General features: G+C 58.9%; 16 protein-coding genes and 1 pseudogene. 5 read left to right on the forward strand and 12 right to left on the reverse strand.

Annotation, left to right across the window (positions count from 1 at the left end):
* Nucleotides 1-106: 106 nt before the first annotated feature.
* Entirely contained in the window at nt 107-4,825 is a 4,719-nt protein-coding gene (gene gltB, locus K9U38_RS13825; RefSeq protein WP_224494920.1) for a glutamate synthase large subunit, read from the forward strand.
* A 114-nt stretch (nt 4,826-4,939) separates the two neighbouring features.
* Nucleotides 4,940-6,394: a glutamate synthase subunit beta gene (locus tag K9U38_RS13830; RefSeq protein WP_224494921.1), complete on the forward strand. Its 1,455-nt coding sequence runs from the start codon at nt 4,940-4,942 to the stop codon at nt 6,392-6,394.
* 138 nt (nt 6,395-6,532) lie between these two features.
* On the opposite strand, the gene K9U38_RS13835 is transcribed toward K9U38_RS13830, so the two are convergent.
* Both K9U38_RS13835 and K9U38_RS13840 read right to left on the reverse strand, forming a co-directional pair.
* Nucleotides 6,533-7,618: an SGNH/GDSL hydrolase family protein gene (locus tag K9U38_RS13835; RefSeq protein WP_224494922.1), complete on the reverse strand. Its 1,086-nt coding sequence runs from the start codon at nt 7,616-7,618 to the stop codon at nt 6,533-6,535.
* A 200-nt stretch (nt 7,619-7,818) separates the two neighbouring features.
* Nucleotides 7,819-9,012: a lytic murein transglycosylase gene (locus K9U38_RS13840; RefSeq protein ID WP_370631939.1), complete on the reverse strand. Its 1,194-nt coding sequence runs from the start codon at nt 9,010-9,012 to the stop codon at nt 7,819-7,821.
* A 350-nt stretch (nt 9,013-9,362) separates the two neighbouring features.
* Between K9U38_RS13840 and galU the strand changes: the two genes are divergently transcribed.
* Complete coding sequence (galU, locus tag K9U38_RS13845) at nt 9,363-10,265, forward strand: UTP--glucose-1-phosphate uridylyltransferase GalU (protein WP_224494924.1); 903 nt, start codon at nt 9,363-9,365, stop codon at nt 10,263-10,265.
* Nucleotides 10,266-10,564: 299 nt separating this feature from the next.
* Here the strand turns inward: galU and K9U38_RS13850 are convergent, their stop codons facing one another.
* On the reverse strand, nt 10,565-12,193 hold the full coding sequence (locus K9U38_RS13850; RefSeq protein ID WP_224494925.1) for an outer membrane beta-barrel protein: 1,629 nt from the start codon (nt 12,191-12,193) through the stop codon (nt 10,565-10,567).
* Nucleotides 12,194-12,468: 275 nt separating this feature from the next.
* Here K9U38_RS13850 and K9U38_RS13855 point away from each other — a divergent pair, with 275 nt between their 5' ends.
* The gene (locus K9U38_RS13855; protein WP_224494926.1) at nt 12,469-13,464 is read left to right on the forward strand and encodes a KpsF/GutQ family sugar-phosphate isomerase; all 996 of its coding nucleotides are present in this window, start codon (nt 12,469-12,471) and stop codon (nt 13,462-13,464) included.
* On the opposite strand, the pseudogene K9U38_RS13860 reads toward K9U38_RS13855, so the two are convergent.
* From K9U38_RS13860 to omp10, 8 genes and pseudogenes are all read right to left on the reverse strand, one after another.
* Nucleotides 13,461-13,657: pseudogene (locus K9U38_RS13860) on the reverse strand (type II toxin-antitoxin system HicA family toxin). The gene K9U38_RS13855 and the pseudogene K9U38_RS13860 sit on opposite strands and share 4 nt — an antisense overlap.
* Before the next feature lie 288 nt (nt 13,658-13,945).
* A complete protein-coding gene (locus K9U38_RS13865) occupies nt 13,946-14,416 on the reverse strand; it encodes an NfeD family protein (protein WP_224494927.1) in 471 nt (156 codons plus the stop codon).
* Nucleotides 14,417-14,440: 24 nt separating this feature from the next.
* Nucleotides 14,441-15,436 carry an SPFH domain-containing protein gene (locus K9U38_RS13870; RefSeq protein WP_224494928.1) on the reverse strand — a complete coding sequence of 332 codons (996 nt, stop codon included), beginning with the start codon at nt 15,434-15,436 and terminating at the stop codon, nt 14,441-14,443.
* A 124-nt stretch (nt 15,437-15,560) separates the two neighbouring features.
* Nucleotides 15,561-16,610 carry a ferrochelatase gene (hemH, locus tag K9U38_RS13875; protein WP_224494929.1) on the reverse strand — a complete coding sequence of 350 codons (1,050 nt, stop codon included), beginning with the start codon at nt 16,608-16,610 and terminating at the stop codon, nt 15,561-15,563.
* Nucleotides 16,611-16,714: 104 nt separating this feature from the next.
* Complete coding sequence (locus K9U38_RS13880) at nt 16,715-18,580, reverse strand: bifunctional metallophosphatase/5'-nucleotidase (RefSeq protein WP_224494930.1); 1,866 nt, start codon at nt 18,578-18,580, stop codon at nt 16,715-16,717.
* 15 nt (nt 18,581-18,595) lie between these two features.
* Nucleotides 18,596-18,847, reverse strand: coding sequence for a HepT-like ribonuclease domain-containing protein (locus K9U38_RS13885; protein WP_224494992.1), 252 nt, complete (start codon nt 18,845-18,847; stop codon nt 18,596-18,598).
* Between the two features lie 118 nt (nt 18,848-18,965).
* Entirely contained in the window at nt 18,966-19,256 is a 291-nt protein-coding gene (locus K9U38_RS13890) for a nucleotidyltransferase family protein (protein ID WP_224494931.1), read from the reverse strand.
* Nucleotides 19,257-19,324: 68 nt separating this feature from the next.
* Nucleotides 19,325-19,714: an outer membrane lipoprotein Omp10 gene (omp10, locus tag K9U38_RS13895; protein ID WP_370631933.1), complete on the reverse strand. Its 390-nt coding sequence runs from the start codon at nt 19,712-19,714 to the stop codon at nt 19,325-19,327.
* A gap of 180 nt (nt 19,715-19,894) precedes the next feature.
* Between omp10 and K9U38_RS13900 the strand changes: the two genes are divergently transcribed.
* Nucleotides 19,895-20,305, forward strand: coding sequence for a VOC family protein (locus K9U38_RS13900; protein WP_224494932.1), 411 nt, complete (start codon nt 19,895-19,897; stop codon nt 20,303-20,305).
* Nucleotides 20,306-20,356: 51 nt separating this feature from the next.
* Here K9U38_RS13900 and K9U38_RS13905 read toward each other — a convergent pair whose 3' ends face one another.
* A complete protein-coding gene (locus K9U38_RS13905; RefSeq protein ID WP_224494933.1) occupies nt 20,357-21,802 on the reverse strand; it encodes a homospermidine synthase in 1,446 nt (481 codons plus the stop codon).
* Nucleotides 21,803-21,827: the final 25 nt, after the last annotated feature.

The following is a 21,827-nucleotide window of genomic DNA, read 5'->3' on the forward strand; positions in this document are numbered from 1 at the left end:
CGCAGCTTGCAATCGGAAGATATGCCGCACCGGAGCGGGACTGGAATGCTTCTCCGTCCCATGAAAGAATGACCGCCCGCGATGGGCTCGAATGGAGGAATTGACGATGTCGGATTTGACGCCATCTGTAACGACTGAACTCGCTCAGGCCGTACAGACTCGTGCGGTCAAAACCAATAAATCGTCCGGTATTCCAGCCAAACAGGGCCTTTATGACCCGCGCAACGAGCACGACGCATGCGGTGTCGGCTTTGTCGCGCACATGAAGGGCGTCAAGTCGCACAGAATCATCGAAGACGGGCTGTTCATGCTCGAAAACCTCACCCATCGCGGCGCGGTTGGCGCCGATCCCTTGATGGGCGATGGCGCCGGCATGCTGGTGCAGATTCCGGATGCGTTCTTCCGCGCTGAATGGGCGGAAAAGGGCGTCGAACTGCCCCCCGTGAACCACTATGCCGTCGGCTATCTGTTCATGCCGCAGGATCCGGATGAGCGGGCTCACATTGAAACGGTGATTTCGGAAGTCATCGCTTCGGAAGGCCAGTCGTTGATCGGTTTCCGTGACGTGCCGGTCGACAACTCTTCCCTGTCGAAGGCGCCGCACATCGCAGCCACGGAGCCATTTCACCGGCAGGTATTCATTGGGCGCAACCCCAACATCGAAACCAACGAGGACTTCGAAGGCAGGCTGTTCGTCCTGCGCAAGGTGATTTCGAACCGCATCTACCAGGAGAATGGCGGCAAGGAGAGCGATTTCTATGTCGTTTCCATGTCGGCGCGGACGATTGTCTACAAGGGCATGTTCCTCGCCTACCAGGTGGGCGCCTATTACAAGGACCTGAAGGACCCGCGCTTCGAAAGTGCGGTCGCGCTGGTCCACCAGCGGTTTTCGACAAACACCTTCCCGTCGTGGAAGCTGGCGCATCCATACCGCATGGTCGCGCACAACGGTGAAATCAACACCCTGCGCGGCAATGTCAACTGGATGGCGGCGCGTCAGGCTTCGGTCGACAGCGAATATTTCGGCAATGACATTTCCAAGCTGTGGCCGATTTCCTATGAAGGCCAGTCGGACACCGCATGTTTTGACAATGCCCTGGAGTTCCTGTTCCAAGGGGGCTATTCACTCGCTCATTCCATGATGATGCTGATCCCCGAAGCATGGTCCGGCAACAAGTTGATGTCGGATGACCGCAAGGCGTTCTATGAATATCACGCCGCGCTGATGGAGCCATGGGATGGTCCGGCCGCAGTTGCCTTCACCGACGGCCGCCAGATCGGCGCAACCCTCGACCGCAACGGACTTCGCCCGGCCCGGTACATCGTCACCGACGACGACTTCGTGATCATGGCGTCGGAGGCCGGTGTCCTGCCGGTACCGGAAGAAAAGATCGTCAAGAAGTGGCGCCTGCAGCCCGGCCGCATGCTGCTCATCGATATGGAAAAGGGTGAAATCGTCTCTGACGATACGATCAAGTCGGAGATCGCCAATCGCCATCCTTACACCAAGTGGCTGAAGAACACGCAGCTGATCCTTGAAGAATTGAGCCCCGTGGAACCGCGTGCTCTGCGCAAGGATGTCAGCCTTCTCGACCGTCAGCAGGCCTTCGGCTACACCCAGGAAGATACGCGCCTGCTGATGTCGCCCATGGCGACGACGGGCCAGGAAGCCATCGGCTCGATGGGAACCGACACGCCGATTTCGGCAATGTCGGACAAGTCGAAGCTGCTGTACACCTATTTCAAGCAGAACTTCGCGCAAGTCACCAACCCGCCGATCGATCCGATCCGCGAAGAGCTGGTGATGAGCCTTGTCTCATTCATCGGCCCGCGCCCAAACATCTTCGACCTTGTGGGTTCTTCGCGGCGCAAGCGGCTGGAGGTTCGCCAGCCGATCCTGACCAATGGTGACCTGGAAAAGATCCGCTCCATTGGCCATACGGAAGACCGGTTCGATACCAAGACACTCGACATCGCCTACAGCGTGGACGAGGGGGCTTCGGGTCTCGCCGGCGCTGTCGAGCGCCTCTGCGACCGCGCGGAAGCTGCGGTGCATGGCGGCTACAACATCATCATCCTTTCCGACCGCCAGGTCGGGCCTGACCGGATACCTATCCCGGCTCTGCTGGCGACTGCCGCAGTTCACCACCACCTTATCCGCAAAGGTCTGCGGACGTCGGTCGGACTCGTGGTCGAATCGGGCGAGCCGCGAGAAGTGCATCATTTCTGCTGCCTCGCCGGCTACGGAGCAGAAGCGATCAATCCTTACCTCGCCTTCGACACGTTGCTCGACATGCACAAGCGTGGCGAGTTTCCACCAGAGGTCGATTCGAAGGAAGTCGTTTCGCGCTATATGAAGTCGATCGGCAAGGGCATTCTCAAGGTCATGTCGAAGATGGGTATCTCGACCTATCAGTCCTATTGCGGCGCGCAAATCTTCGATGCGGTTGGCCTGAAGTCGGCCTTCGTCGACCGGTTTTTCTTCGGAACTGCCACAACCATCGAAGGCGTTGGCCTTGAGGAAGTGGCGGAAGAGACGGTTCGCCGTCACCGCGACGCCTTCGGCAACGACCCGGTCCTGCTCAACACGCTGGAAGTGGGTGGCGAATACGCCTACCGCATGCGAGGTGAGGCGCATCTGTGGTCACCGGATGCGGTCGCCAAGCTGCAGCATGCAGTCCGGACGGATTCACCGGGCACGTTCAAGGAATATTCCGACATGGTGAACAGCCAGTCGGCACGGGCCAAGACCATTCGCGGCCTGTTCAACATCAAGATGGCTTCCGAAAGAGGGCGCAAGCCTGTCTCGATCGATGATGTCGAACCTGCGAAGGAAATCGTCAAGCGGTTCTCGACCGGCGCAATGTCTTTCGGCTCTATCAGCCGCGAGGCACACACGACCTTGGCGGTCGCCATGAACCGGATCGGCGGCAAGTCGAACACCGGCGAGGGCGGAGAGGAGCCAGACCGGTTCTATCCGCTGCCCGACGGCAAGCCCAATCCTGAACGTTCGGCCATCAAGCAGGTGGCTTCCGGCCGGTTTGGCGTGACGACGGAATATCTCGTCAATTCCGACATGATGCAGATCAAGGTTGCGCAGGGCGCCAAGCCGGGAGAAGGCGGCCAGCTGCCGGGCCACAAGGTCGATGCGACGGTTGCGAAAACCCGCCATTCGACGCCGGGGGTAGGCCTCATATCACCGCCGCCGCACCACGACATCTATTCGATCGAGGATCTGGCGCAGCTCATCTATGATCTGAAGAATGTCAATCCTGAGGCCGATGTCTCGGTCAAGCTTGTCTCCGAGGTCGGCGTTGGCACGGTCGCTGCCGGCGTTGCCAAGGCGCGGGCCGATCACATCACGATCTCCGGCTACGACGGCGGAACTGGGGCATCGCCGCTGACTTCGCTCAAGCATGCGGGCAGTCCGTGGGAAATGGGTCTGGCGGAAACACAGCAGACGCTGGTTCTCAACGGCCTTCGTTCGCGCATTGCCCTGCAGGTCGATGGTGGCCTGCGCACCGGGCGCGATGTCATCATCGGCGCGTTGCTTGGAGCCGATGAATTTGGCTTCTCGACCGCGCCGTTGATCGCGGCCGGGTGCATCATGATGCGCAAGTGCCATCTGAACACCTGCCCAGTCGGTGTGGCGACGCAGGATCCGGTGCTGCGCAAGCGCTTCAAGGGCACGCCTGAACATGTCATCAACTTCTTCTTCTACATGGCGGAAGAGGTGCGACAGTTCCTTGCGGAGATGGGATATACGAAACTCGAAGAGATCGTCGGCAAGGCGGAGCTGCTCGAGAAGCGCGAGATGATCGATCACTGGAAGGCCAAGGGACTCGATTTCACCCGCATCTTCCACAAGCCCGAAGCCCCAGAGGACAAGATTCGCTGGACGGAACGGCAGAACCATCCGATCGTCGATATTCTCGACCGCAAGCTGATTGAGCAGGCCAAGGCGGCGCTCGAAAGCAAGATTCCGGTCAAGATCGAAATGGACATCAAGAACGTCGATCGCTCTGCAGGCGCGATGTTGTCAGGCGAAGTGGCCAAGCGCTACCGGCACAAGGGACTGAAGGAGGATACGATCTCGGTCACGTTCCGTGGAACCGCGGGACAGTCCTTCGGCGCGTTTCTGGCGCGCGGCATATCGTTCGACCTGATCGGAGATGGCAACGACTATGTCGGCAAGGGTCTTTGCGGCGGGCGCATCGTTATTCGTCCACCGGCAGAGACGAAAATCGTGCCGGAAAACTCGATCATCGTCGGCAACACCGTGCTTTACGGAGCAATCGAGGGTGAGGCCTATTTCCGCGGCGTGGCAGGCGAACGTTTCGCTGTCCGTAATTCGGGCGCCATCGCGGTTGTCGAGGGCACTGGCGATCACGGGTGTGAATACATGACCGGAGGCGTCGTCGTCGTTATCGGCCAGACGGGCCGGAACTTTGCGGCGGGCATGTCTGGCGGTGTGGCCTATGTACTTGATGAGGCAGGTGATTTTGCCCAGCGTTGCAACATGGCCATGGTTGAACTCGAGCCGGTTCCGGAAGAGGATGACATCCTAGAGAAGCTGCACCATCACGGTGGCGACCTGGCACACAAGGGACGTGTCGACGTATCGGCCAACATGACCCGGCACGACGAGGAACGGCTTGTGCAGCTCATTTCGAACCACATGCACTATACGGGCTCGGGCCGGGCCAAGGAAATTCTCGACAACTGGGAAACCTTCCGGCCGAAATTCGTAAAAGTCATGCCGGTCGAATATCGCCGCGCGCTCGAAGACATGGAGCGCATGCGGATGGGTGTCGCAGCCGAATAAGGTCAACAAGCTCCATGCTTCGAGCGTCAGTTTGATGCTCGGCATGGGGTCCAATGCTGCCCGATCCCCCGCGTGGGAATGGGTGGCCCTCCGAGAGGCGAGGGGAGCAAATTTATGGGTAAGGTTACAGGTTTTCTAGAGATTGACCGCCAGGTCGGCAAGTATCAGCCAGCTTCGGATCGTATCCGGCATTTCCGGGAATTTACCATTCCGATGTCGGACAGCGAGGTCAAGAAGCAGGCCGCGCGCTGCATGGATTGCGGCATTCCGTTTTGCCACGGGCCGACGGGATGTCCGATCCACAATCAGATTCCGGACTGGAACGATCTCGTCTACAACGACAATTGGGACGAGGCGATCCGTAACCTGCATTCGACCAACAATTTCCCGGAATTTACTGGACGAATCTGCCCGGCTCCGTGTGAAGAGGCCTGTACGCTGAATCTCGAGGACGTGCCGGTTTCGATCAAGACGGTGGAGCAGGCGATCGCCGACAAGGCCTATGAAAAAGGCTACATCATTCCGCAGCCGGCCGCGTCCAAGACCGGCAAGAATGTTGCAGTGATCGGCTCCGGGCCAGCCGGCCTTGCCGCCGCACAGCAGCTTGGACGTGCAGGACATGAGGTCCACGTTTACGAGCGCGAGAGCCGGCCGGGCGGATTGCTGCGCTACGGAATTCCGGATTTCAAGATGGAAAAGCATTTCATCGACCGTCGCGTCACCCAGATGGAAGGCGAGGGCGTAACCTTCTTCTGCGGGGTCAATGTCGGAATTGACAAGCCTGTTCAAGAGCTTATCGACAGTTACGACGCGGTGCTCTATTGCGGCGGGGCGGAAACGCCACGTCCGGCCGGCATTCCCGGCGCTGAGCTCGAAGGCGTCCATGATGCCATGCACTATCTTGTCCAGCAGAACCGCCGCATCGGTCGCGAGAACATCGAGTCGGTCGCTTGGCCAAGCGATCCGATCGTCGCTTCTGGAAAGCACGTAGTGGTTGTCGGCGGTGGTGATACGGCATCGGACTGCGTCGGTACGGCTTTCCGCCAGGGCGCCGTGAAGGTGACACAGCTCGACATCCGGCCACAGCCGCCGGAAAAGGAAGACAAGCTCAGCGTCTGGCCGTATTGGGCGACAAAGATGCGCACGTCGTCCTCGCAGGCCGAAGGCGCAGATCGTGAATTTCAGGTGGCAACGCTTGAATTCATTGGAGAAAACGGCACACTGACCCACGTCAAGTGCTGCGAAGTCGACGAGGCGCGCAAGCCGATCGCCGGAACCGAATTCTTCATCAAGGCGGATCTGGCCTTTATCGCAATCGGCTTTTCCGGGCCATTCGAGAACAATATCGTCAAGGAGCTTGCCGGTACACTCGATATGCGCGCCGATCGCCGTGGTAACCGTTCGGTTGCAGCGGACGAGCGGAACTACCGCACCAGCGTCGACAAGCTGTATACGGCCGGGGATGTCCGCCGCGGACAATCTCTCGTTGTTTGGGCAATTCGCGAGGGCCGCCAGGCCGCGCACGCAATTGATGCGGCGTTGATGGGAACGTCAGTGCTGCCTCGATAAAATCGTCAACCGGGCACGTCGAGAAATCGCGTGCCGGTTGAAATTTTTGGGCTGAATTCAAGGATTTTCGAGCAAGATCGCGGGAATGCGTGAGCGATATTCGGCAGCCGCAGAACGGGAAACGGCCTGCAGGTGCCGTCAGCGAACGGCTCCGGTCGTGGGCGGTTCCTCAGGCTTCCTCGGCCAGGAGAAATCGTTGACGCGGCCGGGTTGGCTGTCCGGCGCTACGCCGTCGATCACCAGCTTGTCACGCGCGGACTTTTCGGTCACGGACACGGGACGGGGCGCGCCGCCGAGCAGATCGGTGCCGCCATCGAGTTCAGGGTCGTTGAGGCTGATGGGAGCGAGCCGGTCAACCTTTACCGGCGGCTGCGGGGTTCCGGGAAGTGCCTGGACCGGTGCACCCGGCTTGATTGCAGCGATCTCCGGCGAAGTTGCACTGCCCAGCATCTGGCGCAACGGCTTTTCCACATAGAAGGCCAGCTTGCGCTTGCCGGCCATTGTCAGGCCGATCCCGTCATTGTTGCGCAGCCGCGCGGTTTGCCCGGAGATGTCAAAGCCCGACAGGGTGAAGTTGCCATTTTGATCGACAAAGCCATCCCAGACATCAACAAACGTGCCGTCGGCTTTTTCCGTCGCATTGCGATAGAGCTCGTTGAAGGCAAGCACATCATCGGTGATGCTTTTGGACTTGAAGGCGGGCTGTCCCACCCACACCACCGGATTGCCGGTCTTTTTGACTGCTTCAAGAAAGGCACCGATACGCACCTGGTATTCCTTGGTCCATTCGTCGGTCAAAAGCGTCTGGCCAGCCATCTGCTGGCGGTCGTTGGCGCCGACCATGATGACGACGACCGCCGGTTTTTCCGCTTCAATCAGGCCGCCGATTGATGCCGGCCAGTCATGGTGATCGGCGCGCACGAAACCGGAGGAGCCGTCCGCCTTGTCTACCACCCGGACGCCCGGCGAATCAACAAATGCCGCATCCAGGCCCTCGGCGAGATTGCCAGCCATGAAATCGCCGACGACGAGCACGGTCTTCGCATCGGGCAGTTTTTCCGGAATGGCTGGCTGGGCAACCGACGGGGCGCGGTCGGGCGAGGTCGGACGCGGGCGGCTCGCGCGTTTCATGGTGCGGTTCTTGGGTGCCCGATATCGCCGCCTGCCATCGTCGATGAGCCTATCCGTCGGCTCGCGATAGACCTGGCGCGGTCCGAACAACATGTCGAGGATTGTCCGCGCTGAGGCGGTTTCAACAAAGACAATGCTGCCGGCAAGCCCGAGGGCCAACGATAGGAGCAGGGGTGATAGAGGACGATGGATTTGGCCAGAAACCCTCCTTCTGTCCAGCAGGACAGAAGGAGGTGACTGAACCTCCGGGCAAAACATATCGCTGCGCAACGCGTTCATGCGGGTGTACTACCCTACTTCTTCCGGATGATCGTCAGTACTTCCTTGCTTGGATGACCATCGGGATCGAGACCCATCTGCTTCTGGAATGCCTGGATGGCGTTTCTGGAACTGCCACCAATCTTTCCATCGACCTTGCCGTCATAATAACCCAGTTCGCGCAAATGTGACTGCAATTCTTCGCGCTCCTTCATCGTGATCGGCGTGAAGGGCCGGTTCCAGTCCTGGCGCAGGCCCGATGCACCGGCAATCTGGTCGGCAAGCAGGCCAACGCCGAGGGCGTATTTATCCGCATTGTTATAGTTCTTCAGGACGAAGAAGTTCTTCGTCATCAGGAAGGCAGGACCGCTCCGGCCATCCGGCAGCTTCAGTGTAGCCCTCTCGCTGCCATGCGGGAAGGCTTTGCCGCTTGCGCGGACAACACCGAGACTTTGCCATTCAGCAATGGTGCGTGTGCCGCCGGGGAATTTGCCCCCCGCCGGGAGAACGACTTCATAGCCCCATGTGCGGCCCGATTGCCAGCCATTCTTGCGAAGCAGGTTGGCGGCGGTCGCCAACGCGTCGGGAACCGAGTTCCAGATATCGCGCTTGCCGTTGCCGTCCATGTCGACGGCATAGGCCAGATAGCTCGTCGGGATGAACTGGGTGTGGCCGAGAGCTCCCGCCCAAGAGCCGGTCAGATGGCTGCGATCAATATCGCCTGTCTGCAGGATCTTCATGGCGGCGATAAGCTGGGTGCGCGCATATTTGGCACGGCGTGGATCGGCATAGGCGAGGGTGGCAAGCGAACGCACCGCGTCGCGCATCACGTCATCGCGCTTCATGATCTCGCCGAAATTGGTCTCCATCGACCAGATGGCAAGCAGAATGTTGCGGTCGACGCCATACGATTTTTCGATGGCGCCGAGCCAACGGCTGTACTTTCGCGACATTTCGCGGCCCATTGCCACCGAGTGCTCGTTGACGCGATTGTCGAGATAGCCCCAGACCGGCTCCGTGAACTCCGGCTGGAAACGGGCCTTCTCCAATACTTCCGGATCGATTTCCGTCACACCTGCAAAGGCGCGCTGGTAGGTGGAGGCGCTGATGCCGCTCTTCATGGCCGTTCCACGGAACTCCGCGATCCAACTCTGGAACCTTGCATCGGCGGCCGCGTTGTTAATCGCACCGGCAAATCCGATGCCCGCGACCGCAGCAACCATCAACATGCGCCTGGCAAGAGCCGATGAATTCCTGATCATGTTATCTCCTCGAACTGGTTCCCACATGTTTGGGTCAAACGATAAAATAGGCATGTCAAAGTTAGGATTTGGTTTACCATGCACAGGCAACGAGTGCCACGTGGACACATTAACAACGGCAACGAATAGTTATTTTACAGTGGTATGTATTTTGGGTCTTTGAAACGAAATTGTCTAGCGCACAACCCTGAATTTCGAACAGAAATTGCAGCGAATTGTGTGCAAATTTGAAGTGTTACTGTGCGCTTGTGCAGGCAATAGAGCATATGGCACAGTAATAAAAATTAGTATTTGCGTGTAACTCTGATGAGGTAACGATGACGACCGTCAAGAAAATCCGTAAGGCCGTATTTCCAGTTGCGGGTTTTGGAACCCGCGTTCTTCCCGCCACGAAATCCATTCCAAAAGAGATGCTGACAGTCGTCGACAAGCCGGTCATCCAATATGTCGTAGATGAGGCACGCGAAGCGGGTATCGAGCATTTCATTTTCGTAACCGGCCGCAACAAGGCTGTCATCGAGGACTATTTCGACGCGCAGTATGAGCTTTACGCCACGCTTGCGGAACGCGGGAAGACCGGTCTGCTCGACGAATTACAAGGTATCCAGCCCGGCCCCGGCACAACCAGCTTTACCCGCCAGCAAGTGCCGATGGGCCTTGGACATGCGGTCTGGTGCGCGCGCGATATCGTCGGTGACGAGCCTTTCGCGCTGCTGTTGCCGGACATGATCATGCAGCCGGAGGGCAATGGCTGCCTTGCCGACATGGTGGAGCTCTACAACCAGTCCGGCGGCAATGTGATCGCCGTACAGGAATGCGATCCGGCGGAGACGCACAAATACGGTATCGTCGGGCAGGGCAAGCCCATCGGTAAAGGCTTCGAGCTGACGGAAATGGTGGAGAAGCCGGCCAAGGGCACCGCGCCTTCCAACCTCTACATCAATGGCCGCTACATATTGCAGCCCGAGATTTTCGGCATTCTGGAGAATCAGGAGCGGGGTGCCGGCAACGAAATCCAGCTCACTGACGCCATGCTGAAGCTGACCAAGCAGCAGGATTTCTTTGGCTATCATTTCAAGGGCCGCACCTACGATACCGGTTCGAAGGAAGGCTTTGTGGAAGCCAATGTCGCGTTCGCGCTTTGGCGCAACGACATCCGCAACGGTGTCATCGACAATATCGGCAACATGCTGAAGACGATCCAGCCGAAGCAGGGTTGAAGTTACACCATCGGCTAGCTCCCTCCTTGAGGGGGAGGCAGCTCAGCGACAGCGCCAGGGTGGAGGCGTTACTGACAGATACCCCTCGCCCGGCTTCCGCTCCGCTAGGCCGACCTCTCCCCGGCGGGGAGAGGAACTCGGAAAGGTTTCACCATACAATTGCCTGATGACCTGAGGCCCTGACGCGCGCTCCACGACATTGACGCGACATTTGCAGGATTCCTCTCCCCGCCGGGGAGAGGTCGGCCGAGCGGAGCGGAGGCCGGGTGAGGGGCTAACAAGACTGATGGTCACCCGTCTCAACGTTGCAGCGTCAGCCCCATGAAGACGCTGGTTTCTTCGGTCTGGCGGCTTTCTACCTCGCTATGGGTGAACTCGTGGCGGGCGCTGACGTCGAGACCCACAAAACGGTTGAACCAGTAGGTCGCGCCGATCTCCGCTCCGAAACCCTTGTCCCAGCCAGACCCGTCCGTATTGTCCCGCAGTGACCCGATCAGTGTCGCGTTGACATCAAGATTCGATCGGACCTGGCGTTTGATACCAAGCGTGCCCTCATAGAATATCGAGCCACTGTCATCGGGAGCCGTTGCGCCTTCGACACGGGTCAAGAGGCCGAGACTCACATCTGTGCCGCGTTGCGGCGACCATGTGATCGCGCCGTCGACGGAAAGCCCGTCAATGGCGGCGAGCCGTGGATCATCGATATCCTGACGCAGGTAGCCGATGGCCAGCTCACCCCTGAGTTTCTCCGCTATGTCGAGTTCGACACCGCCCCGCAACCCGAGACGCGGGCCCGAACGGCGGAAGCCATTGGCATCGACCGATTCGTCGTACATCAATTTACCGAGCTCAACTTCGACAAAAGGCTTGATGGCCGCAGACATTTCGAAACCGCCGCGCAGGGCGATGCTGGCGAATGTATTGTCGCGGTCTTTCTGGCTGACGACGCTGCCATCGGAGAATTCAGCATTGTCATAGGTAGTATGGTCGACATTGCCCTTCACATCGGCAAAGAACTTGCCGAACTCGTGGCGGACACCGAGGGCTGCGTCCAGTTCCTGTACCAGGGGACGATTCGAGGTGCCGACGATCGTTGTCGGAGCACTCGGATCCTCCTGGCGGATTCGATAACCCGCCTCACCCTTGACAGTGGTTCGTGCGCCGAGATCGAGCTGAAATCCTCCACGCAAGGCAGCGTTGGGCGCCGAGTATTCCTCACCCGAGATCGTCTTGTCGTAGGTGCCGTCGAAATCGAGGAATGCCGAATGACGCGACCAGTCGGTCGTGGCGCGGGTGCGCAAGCGCGTCTCCGACAGCATGGCGCTGCTGCCATCGGAACTGCCATCGGCATTGGTGGTGGCGCGAATGCCGGTGCTGATCGAAGGGCGCAACGTTACCGTGCCGGCCCTGATGCCGAGCGGTGCAAAGGGTTCCGGATCGGGGCGGATCGTTCGCCGTTCGATGGCAGGCTCGGGCTGGTTGTCGCGTTCGGCGGGAGCGGCAGGCGGGTTGGCTTCCCTGTTCTGCTCGATTGGCGGATTGGGAATGGAGCCGGTCTGTTCTTCGTCCAGCCGATCCTGGAGACCAGCCCTGCGTGGAGAAGCCGGCCGCTCGGCCGGAACCGGCACGGAGGCGTCCGTCGTTGCCGGCGATTGCTGGTCGAGGCCTCCGCTACTGTCTGCGGGGCCGGATGGTGGCGCGCCATTATCGACGGGTACGCCGAGCAGGCCGAGATTGCTGCTGTCATCTTGCGGGAGTGCGCCAGGGCTGACCGGCTCATAGGGTCTAGCGGGGATACCAGTTTCCGTTTGCCGGGCAGGCGGCGAACCCTCCGCCTGTGCGGCGTTGGGTCTGTTCTGTGCCTGGAGCACATTTTCCTGGATGGCGCCGCGCAAGGGAATGGCTTCCTGTCCCGAAGCAACGGACATGAACACAGAGCTGCCGAGCAACGCTGTCGTCAGACAGATGTTGATTGCAGTTCTGAAGCTGCCGCGGGGCGGCGCTTCCAAACGTGGTTGCCATGAATGTTTCAACAGGTGTGCCAATCAGTTCGAACATTGCAGGATGGTAAAGAGGCATGGTTAATGACTGGCTAAGAGCGCCTGTTGAAACCCCGGTGGAGGTGGTGCCGCGACGTCTTTGTGCACCATGCGCTTGAACAAAAAATGGACAGAACGGATGCAAAGCGCTAACGGTTCTCGCCATGCAGGCAATAAACGACACAGAACTGGACCGATCCGCAGCGGTTGATTCCGCAAAACGGACTATTTCAACCGAGAAAGATGGACTGGCGGCACTCAGCAGTTCGCTGGAAGGCCCCTTGGCTGAAGCCTTCTGCAAGGCCATCGAAAAGATTGCCGGAGTACGCGGGCGTATCATCGTTACCGGCGTCGGCAAGAGCGGCCATATCGGTTCGAAGATCGCCGCCACTTTCGCTTCGACGGGCACACCGGCCTTTTTCGTGCATCCCTCCGAAGCCAATCATGGCGATCTCGGCATGATTGCCACCGATGATGCCATCCTTGCAATATCCTGGTCTGGGGATACGGCGGAGCTCAAGGGCATCGTCAGCTATTCGCGCCGTTTCCGTATTCCGCTGATCGCCGTAACGGCGGGAGAGAATTCGGCGCTGGCGACGGCTGCCGACGTGGTGCTGCTGATGCCGCGTGTCACCGAGGCCTGTCCGCACGGACTCGCGCCGACGACGTCGACGCTGATGCAACTCGCCATGGGTGATGCACTGGCGGTGGCGCTGCTCGAGGCACGAGGCTTTACGGCCCACGATTTCAAGACATTCCACCCCGGCGGGTCACTTGGCGCCAGCCTGACGCATGTGCGTGAAATCATGCATCGCGGCGACCGCATCCCGCTGGTGCCGCTGGGAACACTCATTCCCGATGCGATGAAGGTGCTTTCGGACAAACGTTTCGGCTGCATCGCCGTGCAGAACGACGATGAAACGCTGGCGGGGATCATCACCGACGGCGATCTTTCCCGCAACCTGCACCGCAACCTCATGACGGTGAAGGTGGAGGAGATCATGACGCCCAGTCCGAAGACGGTGCCGCCCACCATGCTGGCGAGCGCCGCGCTGGCGCTGCTCAACGAGCACAATATAGGCGCGCTGATCGTGACCGAGAACAACTACCCGATCGGCATCGTGCATTTCCATGATCTGTTGCGGATCGGCGCGGCTTAAAACGCTTTCGGAAGCCCAGCCTGTTTCAGAATTGCATTCGCGGTGTGACGCTTTCCACGTTGGAGGGGACAACAAAGAACCGGCCTGTGACAGGGCTCTTCCAGTATTCGTGACTACTCTTGGCCTGTCGTACGAACTGACATCCGCCCTTGGTCAGGAGACCGGACAATTCCCGATACAGACTTGCTCCCACCTATTCAGGGCGCCTTTGCAATCGGGTGACTTGTTTCAACGTAGAACCGGAGATTAAGCTGCTCGGGATTGCGTATCCAACCGTTCAAGACAGCAATCTCAGGCGCAATCTCCCTTACCCTTTAAAGCAATTCTGCATAGGTCGGTGCTTCTGTTGCAATGGGCAAGTCGTCATTGACGGCTATCCGGACGCCATCTTCCTCAAACACCGACACGACAAAGGCGGGAATCTTCTTCATGAAGATGCGGTATCAGAAGCTTACAGTCGCCGGCAAACGAGACAATAGTCTCATACCTTAGGTGGTACCGCCTCCACGACCAGCGTACCGTGATCGATGCCGGTGATGCGCACGCGCGTGCCGGCGGAAAGGTCCGGTCCGGTCACGCGCCACAGGCTGTCGCCCACGCGGGCGCGCCCCCGGCCGTTGACCGTCGCTTCCTCCAGTGTCACCACCTGACCGATCAGCTGTTCACCGCGCCGGTTGAGCAGGGGTTCATCCGATACGACATCGGTTGCACCCATCAGCCTGCGGCCGACCAGGACGGAAATGACCGAAAGGACCAGGAAGAGGACAACCTGGATCTGCCAGCCCATGCCGAGCGCTTCGCCGAGCAGAATGGCCAGTGCGCCGACAATGAGTGCGGCGATACCGAACCACAGGAAGAAGATGCCCGGCGCGGCGACCTCGAAGATCATCAGAACCAGGCCAAGGACGATCCAGTTCCAGGGGCCGAGCTCAGCGAACAGACGTTCCAGCATCGCTGCAGTTCCTCCGCTTCGTGCTTACGAACTTGATCCGGTGCCCGGCACCGTCCGTCCACGGGCGGGCGGCGTTGCCGGCCCGGTCGGATTGGCCGCGGCATCGCCGAACACTTCACGGGCGATGGCGCCGATGCCGCCAAGCGAGCCGATCAGCGATGAGGCTTCCATGGGCATCAGGATAACCTTCTGGTTGGGGCTGGCGGCGAACTTGCCGAATGCCTCGGTGTATTTCTGCGCGACGAAATAGTTGAGCGCCTGCACATTGCCGCCGCTGATGGCCGCGGAAACGAATTCGGTTGCCTTGGCCTCGGCCTCGGCCAGCCGCTCGCGGCCCTCGGCCTCGCGGAAAGCGGCCTCGCGCCTGCCCTCGGCCTCGAGGATCTGTGCCTGCTTCAGGCCTTCGGCACGCAGGATCTGAGCCGCCCTTGTGCCTTCCGCTTCAAGCACGACGGCACGCTTGTCGCGTTCCGCCTTCATCTGGCGGGCCATCGAATCGAGCAGGTCCTTGGGCGGGTTGATGTCCTTGATCTCAACGCGCGTCATCTTGATGCCCCAGGAATGAGCCGCGTCGTCGACAACTCTCAGCAGCCTGTCATTGATCGCATCGCGGTTCGACAGCAGTTCGTCGAGGACCATCGATCCCATGACGGTACGGATATTGGTCATGGTCAGGTTGAGGATGGCGTTCTGCAACCCGCTCACCTGATAGGCGGCCTGCGGCGCATTCAATATCTGGTAGAAGGCGATGCCGTCGACGGCAATATTGGCATTGTCCTTGGTGATGACCTCCTGCGTCGGAACGTCAAGCACCTGCTCCATCATGTTCAATTTGGCGCCGATGCGGTCAAAGAAGGGAACAATCAGGCTCAGACCCGGCGCAAGGGTGCGGGTATATTTGCCGAAGCGTTCGATGGTGTAATTGTACCCCTGCGGCACGGTTTTCACCCCCGCAAACAGAACCACCAGTACCAGGACAGCGAGGACTGGAATGGTGAAGTCGAAACCGCTGAACGGCATTGTTGTCTCCCTTGGCCGACGACCGCTCGGGCGAGTCAATCGTGATTATCGCCCTTTGCCAGGCGGGGCCAAGATAGACGATAGTTCTGATTCGAGCGAGCCCGCGCAACGGCCAGGTTTTGGCCTAGATCCAGCCCTGCAATTCGCGCCGGACGAGGGTCTCAATGACCGTCATGCCCTCGTCAGAATCATTGAGGCAGGGGACATGGGTGAAGTTGACGCCGCCATTGTGGTGGAAAATTTCAGCACCGCCGACGGCGATTTCCTCCAGCGTTTCCAGACAGTCGGCAACGAAGCCCGGATTGAACACCGCAACGGATTTGACGCCGTCTTTTGCGAGCTTCTCGAGCGTCTTGTCGGTGTAGGGCTGCATCCACTCCTCGGGACCGAAGCGTGACTGGAAGCAGGTGATCAGCTTGTCCTCGCTCCAGCCGAGGCGCTCGCGCAGCAGACGCGTGGTCTTCCAGCAGTGGCAGGGGTAGGGATCGCCGCGCTTGAAATAGCTCTGTGGTATGCCGTGGTAGGAGGCGATCAAAAGTTCCGGCTCGAAGTCGAGCGAGGCGTAGTGGCGCTCGATCGATTTGGCGAGCGCATCGATATAGGTGGCGTCGTCCGGGTAGGCCGGCACGGTACGGGTTGCCGGCATGAAGCGCATCCTGATCAGCGCTTCAAAGAACTTGTCGTTGACCGTTGCCGTCGTCGTGGCGGAGTATTGCGGGTAGAGCGGGAACATCAGGATGCGTTTGCAACCCTGCTCGTCCAGCCGCTGCAGCGCCTGTTCAATCGACGGCTGGCCGTAACGCATGCCCCATTCGACGATGATGTTGGGGTGGGCGGCGAGCGCAGCGGCCAGCTTCTCGCCTTGCGAGCGCGTATATGTCCGCAACGGCGACTCGTTGCGCTCGCGGTTCCAGATCTTGTCGTAGAGTGCGCCGGATTTCTTCGGGCGGGTATTGAGCACGATGCCGTGCAGTACGGGCAGCCAGATGGCGCGGGGCCATTCGATCACGCGCTTGTCGGACAGGAATTCCTTGAGGTAACGGCGCATCGATTTCTGATCGGTGCCGTCCGGCGTGCCGAGATTGACGAGAAGAACGCCAATCTTCGAAGTCTCGCTGCGTGGATGGTTCTCCGGCTTTGTTACCGCTTTGAACGCCTCGCCAGAAACTGCCATATCCGCTAACTCCACTTCTTCGCGTGGACCGTAGTCAGGACAGGGCTGATTGCAAGAGTGCGAAAGGCCGCACGTCGCTGTGCGGCCCTGTCATCGGGCAGCACCTACATCGCCGGAACCTTCATCGCGGCGCCGATCGGTAGCTTCATGACCTTCATGTCCGGATTTGCTTCAGAAAGTTTTTTCCATTCGACGCCCTTCCCATAGACCTCCTCGGCTATGTCCCAGAAGTTGTCACCGCGCTTGATCGTATAGGTGTCGGGATGGTGGTTTGCCGCCGGAGCCGCTGCTGCTGTTGCGGGCTTGGCTGCTTCAGGTGTTGCCGGTGCAGCGGGGATTGTATCAGTGGCGGAGCCGGAAGCAGCAATGGTGATGCGGCCGTCCGTGTAGGGCTTGTACGGATTGTTCTTCGCCAGGTAATCCGCAAGCACGAGTTCCAGCCCCGGGCCATAATCATAGGCATTGACGGCATTGGTGGCGAAGATCTTGTAGCCGTCGCCGCCGGCTCGCATGTAATTGTTGGAAACGACGCCGTAGGTTGCTCCGGTATCGATCGGCTTCCAGCTGTCACCCTGCATCACCTGGACATCGGAGATGCGGCTGCCAACCGGCTTGGAAGCATCGAATGCATATTTGAGACCCGCAACTTGCGGGAAACGGCCCGCGACCTGATCGATCTGGCTGACCCCGTTTTCCAGCGCGGCGATCACGTCGGAGCCGCGCAACTGGAATGTGGCGAGCGTGTTCTGGAACGGCAGGACCGTCAGCACTTCGCCCATGGTGACCTGGCCCGCATCGATCGACGCACGCAAGCCGCCGCCATTGATGATGGCAATGGTGACACCCTGACCCTTGACGCGGTCTAGCATCGCATCGGCGACAAGATCGCCCATGCTGCATTCCTTGACCCTGCAGACCTCGCGAGCAGCTTCGATGGCGTCACTCGATTCGCCAACGATCCTGGCCTTCAACTCTTCGATCGGCTTGCCCAGTTCCTTGATGCGGGCGGCAAAGGCAGGGTCCGGTATCACTGAGGAATCGAGAAGGATTGGTGCGCCCTCACTCTTGATGACATTGCCGTCATCGTCGAAGGTAACCTTGAGCTCGCCGAGATATTTCGAATAGGACTTCGCCTGGACGATCGGCACGTCCCGGCCGGAGGGGTTCTTCACCAGGGTCGGATAGGGTCCGAGGGCTTCCGGGTCGGTGTTCGACAGCAGCGTGTGACTATGACCTCCCACAATCACATCGATGCCGTCCACCTTGGCAGCGAGTTCCTTGTCCCTGAGATATCCATAATGGTTGACGGCGATGATCTTGTTGACGCCTTCGGCCTTAAGAGTCTCAACGAGTTTTTTCAACGTTTCCACTTCGTCCGCAAACTTGACATCGGGTCCAGGGCTGGAGATTTCCGCCGTATCGGCGGTAAGGGCAGAGATGATGCCGATTTTCTGGCCGCCGATTTCCTTGATGAGATAGGGTTTGAACTTGCCGGCAATGGGTGAATTCGGGGCCGCCTCGGTGTTGCTGGAGATGACCGGGAATTTGACCTTGTCGAGGAACTTGGCCAGCGTAACCGGCGTATCATCGAATTCATGATTGCCGAGTGCCATGGCATCGAAGCCCATCTGGTTCATGAACTCGGCGGTGTCGTCACCCTTGTAGGTCGTATAGAACAGCGAGCCCTGGAATTCGTCGCCAGCGTCGAGCAGGACGACATTCCCGCCTTCCTTCGCAATGGCGGCGCGGCGTTCATCGATCTTGCTCTTGACGCGGGCAATGCCGCCGAAACATTCGTTCTTGCTTTCCTCTTCGGCCGAACAGGTCGAATCGAACTTGTTGATCGCCTCGATGCGCGAATGTTCGTCGTTGATATGCAAAATGTTGAGTGTGTAATCGGCCATCGCCACGCCGGCTGTCATGCCGAGGGCTGATGTGGCTAACAGGATTTTACTGAAGAATCTGCACATGACGCGCCCCTTATTTCACAATGACGGCTGCTCTGGATCTTTTTCACGGGCTTGAATCTGATGCAATTGGTTGACCAATACTGGGAACGCCGATTGCACAGTTTCCCAAACAACATCGAGATTTATGTCCAAATAACCATGCGCGATGCGATTTCGCATCCCGCGCATGCTATGCCAGGGTATTTCCGGATGATGTCGGGTGAGTTCGCTGAACTGTTCAAGGATCTTCGTTGCCGCCTCGCCGATGATGATGACGCTCATGACGATTGCCCGTTGTGTGGCTTGTCATTAAGAAAATCAGACTTGCTCAATCCCTCAACAAAGGTCTCTGCGTCAACTGCGGCCTGCTCGATGTGATCAAGATAATCTGCGAGGCGTTTGGCCGTCATACAGGCTGAGCCTCAGACAAAATCTTGACACGTAACTTAGGTGGCAAATCGCCCGGCGTCAGTAAATCAACTGGTACGCCCAGAATTTCCTGGAGTTCATCCTGCAGTCCACCCAGATCGAAAAGCGTCGTTTCCGGCACCGCATCAACGAGTAAATCAAGGTCACTATCATCCTTGTCGGTGCCGTGCAGCACCGAGCCAAAGACACGAAGATTGGCTAACCGAAAACGGCCCGCAGCTTCGCGCACGGCCGTTCGTTTGAGGGTTAAAGCAATGGACGGTCTCATAGGTTCAAGCCCTGATTACCTACCTTTTGTTGGCACACTACCTTGGCGTTTGTATGACAGTTAAGAAATCAACCCACTTGCGGCGAGCGGCGCGTCAGGGAGAACTGCTGGCCTGATGACGAAGTGCAATTCAGCTGGCCGGTGCTGACGAGGGCGCAGTTGACCTTGGACTGGGTACCTCGGGCAAGCGATCGAAGATCGATCTCGATCAGATTGGCGGACGCGAAGCGATAGTTGCCCTCGGCCAGTTTTTCCTTGGTGTCGTTGGCCCGGGTCTCGAAAACGCCATTGTTGAAATTGGAGAAAGCGACGCCGGATGTGTCGAACCATTGACCCTGTACGCTGTCGGACGGCTTGGAAACTTGGGCCGAGCCGCCATCCTGCATGGGCCCGCTCATGCAGCCTGCAAGAGTGATGGTCAGTGCGGTTGCGGCGATGGCCAACGAATAGCGTTTCATCCAGACTGTCTCCCAATGAATCTGCCTGATTCAATGCCGCGAAAATCAAGCAAAAACAAGACCTAAGTTTAACAGTAGTTTTGAAGGACATGATGTTTGCCCCCAGACACTACTGACAAGTTGGCCTTGTGGCGTGAACAACAGTTGGCGATAGTAGTAACCACCAACAGGAGCGAGGCGATGATCGGTTACACGATGGTTGGAACGAACGATCTAAAGCGGGCGATCAGCTTCTATGATCCGCTGATGGCGGAGATGGGGCTCGACCGGTGCTATCGCGACGAGCTATCCACTTCCTGGGGCCGCAAGGAAGACGACCATTTTCCACTGTTCTTTGTCGGATATCCATTCGATGGCGAGCTGGCGACTGTCGGCAATGGGGTGATGACGGCTTTCCGTTTCGACAATAACGCTGCGCTGGTTGACCGCCTTTATGCGATGGCGCTCGACAATGGCGGCAGTGACGAGGGTGCCCCGGGCTTTCGGCCCCAATATGGCGAAGGCTTCTACGCGGCCTATGTCCGAGATCTGGACGGCAACAAGCTGGCCTTCGTCTGTTACGATGCCGAGCCGGTGGCGGGTGATGAGTGACAGAGACGGAAACGGCAACGCGAACGGTTGCCGTTTCCTGTTTCGCAGTGATCAGCGCACGAGGATGTTGCGGAACTGCCAAGGATCGCTCGTGTCGAGGTTCTCCTTGAACAGTCCCGGGCGGTTCTCCAGTGGCGTCCAGTCGGTATAGTGGCCCTTGAGTGGCCCGAGATACGGCTTCTGCACTTCGAGGCAGCGGCGGAAATCCGTCTCGTCGGTCTCGACAATACCTGCATCCGGGTTTTCCAATGCCCAGACCATGCCGGCCATGACAGCGGAAGAAACCTGCAGGCCGGTGGCATTCTGATAGGGAGCAAGCCTGCGGGCTTCCTCGATGGTCAGCTGCGAACCGTACCAATAGGCATTCTTTTCGTGGCCGTAGACGAGAACGCCGAGTTCATCGGCACCGTCGACGATTTCCGACTCGTCCAGCACATGCTGGATCGCCTGGGGCTGGCCGGCTGCCCCGAACATCTCGTCGAGCGACAGTGTTGCCACATTCGCGGGATGATAGGCGTAGTGGCATGTGGGCCGGTACGCCGCCTTGCCCTTCTTGTCGTACACGGTGAAGAAATCGGCGATCGAGATTGCCTCGTTATGGGTTACCAGCAAGCCAAACTGAGCGCCCTCTGTCGGACACCAGGTGCGGATGCGGGTATCGGCACCGGGCTGCTCGAGGAAGATCGCAGCCTTGTTGCCCTTCTTCTGCTTGCGGGCATTCTTCGGCATCCACTTCTCATGGGTACCCCAGCCGAGTTCGGCCGGCTGCAGGCCTTCAGAAATGAAGCCATCAACGGACCATGTGTTCCAGAAGGCGCCAAAGGGTTTCGGCTCGCCAGCGCGTTGCGTGTCGCGCTCGGCGATGTGGATTCCCTTGACCCCGATCTTCTGCATGAGTTTCGCCCAACCCGCGCGATCATCGCGGGCAGGCTCATCATGGTCGACGCGCAGGTCACGGGCGAGGTCCAGGACAGCCTGCTTGACGAACCAGGAGACCATGCCGGGATTGGCACCGCAACAGGACACGGCAGTCGGTCCACCGGGATGCTTTTTCTTTTCGGCAAGCAATGTCTGGCGCAAGGCATAGTTGGTGCGGTCGGCATTATCGAGGTTACTGGCATAATAGAAGCCGGGCCAAGGCTCGATTACGGTGTCGATGTAAAGAGCGCCAACCTTGCGGCACAACCGCAATATGTCGACTGATGACGTATCGACAGACAGATTTACGCAGAATCCCTGCCCGCCGCCTTCTGTGAGAAGCGGCTTCAGCAGGGTCTTGTAATTTTCCTTGGTGACGGCTTCCTGGATCAGGCGGATGCCACGCTCGTCGAGCAGTTTTTTGTTGGCATCGCTCGGATCGATCACGACCAGGCGGGACTTGTCATATTTGAAGTGGCGTTCGATGAGGGGGAGGGTACCCCGTCCGATGGACCCGAAACCGATGATGACGATCGGACCGGTAATTTCTCCATGTACAGGCCAATCAGCCTTCGCCATTTTTTTGCTGCTCCTAATTTTGATC

The organism is Phyllobacterium lublinensis (assembly GCF_020164435.1).
GTDB lineage: Bacteria > Pseudomonadota > Alphaproteobacteria > Rhizobiales > Rhizobiaceae > Phyllobacterium > Phyllobacterium lublinensis.

Excerpts from the sequence above, each read along its gene's own strand:
- gltB (WP_224494920.1), top strand. The coding sequence starts at position 107 with ATGTCGGATTTGACGCCATCTGTAACGACTGAACTCGCTCAGGCCGTA.
- K9U38_RS13830 (WP_224494921.1), top strand. The coding sequence starts at position 4,940 with ATGGGTAAGGTTACAGGTTTTCTAGAGATTGACCGCCAGGTCGGCAAG.
- K9U38_RS13835 (WP_224494922.1), bottom strand. The coding sequence starts at position 7,618 with ATGTTGTTCGGACCGCGCCAGGTCTATCGCGAGCCGACGGATAGGCTC.
- K9U38_RS13840 (WP_370631939.1), bottom strand. The coding sequence starts at position 9,012 with ATGTTGATGGTTGCTGCGGTCGCGGGCATCGGATTTGCCGGTGCGATT.
- galU (WP_224494924.1), top strand. The coding sequence starts at position 9,363 with ATGACGACCGTCAAGAAAATCCGTAAGGCCGTATTTCCAGTTGCGGGT.
- K9U38_RS13850 (WP_224494925.1), bottom strand. The coding sequence starts at position 12,193 with ATGTCCGTTGCTTCGGGACAGGAAGCCATTCCCTTGCGCGGCGCCATC.
- K9U38_RS13855 (WP_224494926.1), top strand. The coding sequence starts at position 12,469 with ATGCAGGCAATAAACGACACAGAACTGGACCGATCCGCAGCGGTTGAT.
- K9U38_RS13865 (WP_224494927.1), bottom strand. The coding sequence starts at position 14,416 with ATGCTGGAACGTCTGTTCGCTGAGCTCGGCCCCTGGAACTGGATCGTC.
- K9U38_RS13870 (WP_224494928.1), bottom strand. The coding sequence starts at position 15,436 with ATGCCGTTCAGCGGTTTCGACTTCACCATTCCAGTCCTCGCTGTCCTG.
- hemH (WP_224494929.1), bottom strand. The coding sequence starts at position 16,610 with ATGGCAGTTTCTGGCGAGGCGTTCAAAGCGGTAACAAAGCCGGAGAAC.
- K9U38_RS13880 (WP_224494930.1), bottom strand. The coding sequence starts at position 18,580 with ATGTGCAGATTCTTCAGTAAAATCCTGTTAGCCACATCAGCCCTCGGC.
- K9U38_RS13890 (WP_224494931.1), bottom strand. The coding sequence starts at position 19,256 with ATGAGACCGTCCATTGCTTTAACCCTCAAACGAACGGCCGTGCGCGAA.
- omp10 (WP_370631933.1), bottom strand. The coding sequence starts at position 19,714 with ATGAAACGCTATTCGTTGGCCATCGCCGCAACCGCACTGACCATCACT.
- K9U38_RS13900 (WP_224494932.1), top strand. The coding sequence starts at position 19,895 with ATGATCGGTTACACGATGGTTGGAACGAACGATCTAAAGCGGGCGATC.
- K9U38_RS13905 (WP_224494933.1), bottom strand. The coding sequence starts at position 21,802 with ATGGCGAAGGCTGATTGGCCTGTACATGGAGAAATTACCGGTCCGATC.